Origin of the sequence: Aestuariivita boseongensis, from assembly GCF_001262635.1 — a bacterium.
Lineage (GTDB): Bacteria > Pseudomonadota > Alphaproteobacteria > Rhodobacterales > Rhodobacteraceae > Aestuariivita > Aestuariivita boseongensis.
Genome location: NZ_JXYH01000111.1, coordinates 1 through 1,572, shown reverse-complemented (window position 1 = coordinate 1,572; position 1,572 = coordinate 1). Strand labels below are relative to the sequence as shown.

The window sequence follows — 1,572 nt, the reverse complement described above, 5'->3', positions numbered from 1 at the left end:
GGGCCGCCGCTGGATCTGGATCGAAGGCAATCACGATCCCGGCCCCGTCGATTTGGGCGGCACGCATCTGGCCGAACTGCCGCGTGCCCCGCTGACATTCCGCCACATCGCCCAGCCCGGCGCCAGCGGAGAGATCTCGGGCCATTATCACCCCAAGGCCGAGATCATGACGCGCGCGCGCCTGATCTCCCGCCCGGCTTTCCTGACCGATAGCGACCGGGTGATCCTGCCGTCCTATGGCACCTATACCGGCGGGCTGCGCAGCACCGCGCCCGAGCTATCGGCCCTCATGCGCCCCGAAGCCCTGGCCATCCTCACGGGGCGTAATCCCCACGCCGTACCCATGCCGCGTGGCGAGGGTTAAAGCAGCCCGGCCTGTTCCAGATCAGGTTTGTATTTCCGGCTGATGGGCACAAGATCCCCATTCTCCAGCCTCAGCTGCGGTTTGCCGTTGTCGCGCAAAACCTCTGCAATCGCGGTCTCGGCAACCCAGTGCGACCGATGCGTGCAATACCCCCGCACGCCATCCATTTCGTCGATCGCATCCGCCAGCCGCATGCGCAGCCGGCTAGACCCCCGGTCGGTCACCACATCGACGAAATGATCCTGTGACGAAATCCGCAAGACACGCGCCCTCTCGGCCGAGGGCAGGCGCCGCAGCAGGCGCGGTTTGTTGATGTCGTGATCCTTGGGCAGGTAATTCTGCTCTTCCAATCCGGGGACAAAACGCCGACCCGTCATGATCGCGAAAGTAATCGCGGCCACATAGGCCATCATTTCCAGAAGGCTTGGCCCGCTCCCGGCCGCCCGCACCACGATCCGATCGGTGAGCATCAGATTCAGCGGTGAGAACAGCACGACCATGATCAACGTCGCCACAAGATCACTCACCACAGGGTGACGTCTTTGGGTCAGGTATTGCGATACATTCGCCGACAAATATCCCAGGATCGCCGACAGGCTGACAACAGCGCCCCAATAAACAAAACGCCATCCCCAATCCACGGTCTCATAGGTGCCGAATGGACCTGCAACAACCAAGACCATTGTCACGAGAATCCATATCGCGACATTGAAGGGTCGCAGCGCCGAAGATAAGGCCGTTGTTATTGCGTCCAGCATGAAAGAAGGAACTGCCTGTTCAATTACTCTCGTTGTAATACAGTAGGGCCCGCTTCAATCAACCGTCACGGTTTGAAAATGGTTATTTTTCCCCCTACCTGGAACAACTTACCGTGAACCAAGGGAAACGCATGACCGATACGCCCATCACCCGGAAGATCACCGCCAGTTTTGCGCGCCAAACCCTGATGAAAACGCTGGGCGCAACTCTCGAACGGGTTGAGCCCGGATCGGTCACCATTTCAGCCCCCATTTCCGAAGGCGCGCAGCAACAACATGGATTTGCCCATGCTGGCCTCACCTTTGCTTTGGGCGACAGCGCGGCAGGCTATACCGCGCTTAGCGTGATGCCGGAAGAGGCCGAGGTTCTGACCTCCCAGATGCAGATCCACCTTCTGGCACCGGGCAAGGGTGACCGGTTGATCGCCACGGGCCGGATCATCAAACCGG

General features: G+C 60.1%; 3 protein-coding genes. 2 read left to right on the top strand and 1 reads right to left on the bottom strand.

The window, feature by feature from the left end:
• On the top strand, positions 1-364 hold a 364-nt coding region (locus TR61_RS20230; protein WP_483756985.1), incomplete at its 5' end, for a metallophosphoesterase family protein.
• Here the strand turns inward: TR61_RS20230 and TR61_RS19350 are convergent.
• Positions 361-1,047: a LytTR family DNA-binding domain-containing protein gene (locus TR61_RS19350; protein WP_050932199.1), complete on the bottom strand. Its 687-nt coding sequence runs from the start codon at positions 1,045-1,047 to the stop codon at positions 361-363. The genes TR61_RS20230 and TR61_RS19350 overlap by 4 nt on opposite strands.
• Before the next feature lie 206 nt (positions 1,048-1,253).
• Between TR61_RS19350 and TR61_RS19345 the strand changes: the two genes are divergently transcribed.
• A partial coding sequence (locus TR61_RS19345; protein ID WP_050932196.1) for a PaaI family thioesterase occupies positions 1,254-1,572 on the top strand: 319 nt, incomplete at its 3' end.

Bases quoted from the DNA above. Each gene is read 5' to 3' on its own strand.
- TR61_RS19350 (WP_050932199.1), bottom strand. From the start codon at position 1,047: ATGGTCTTGGTTGTTGCAGGTCCATTCGGCACCTATGAGACCGTGGAT.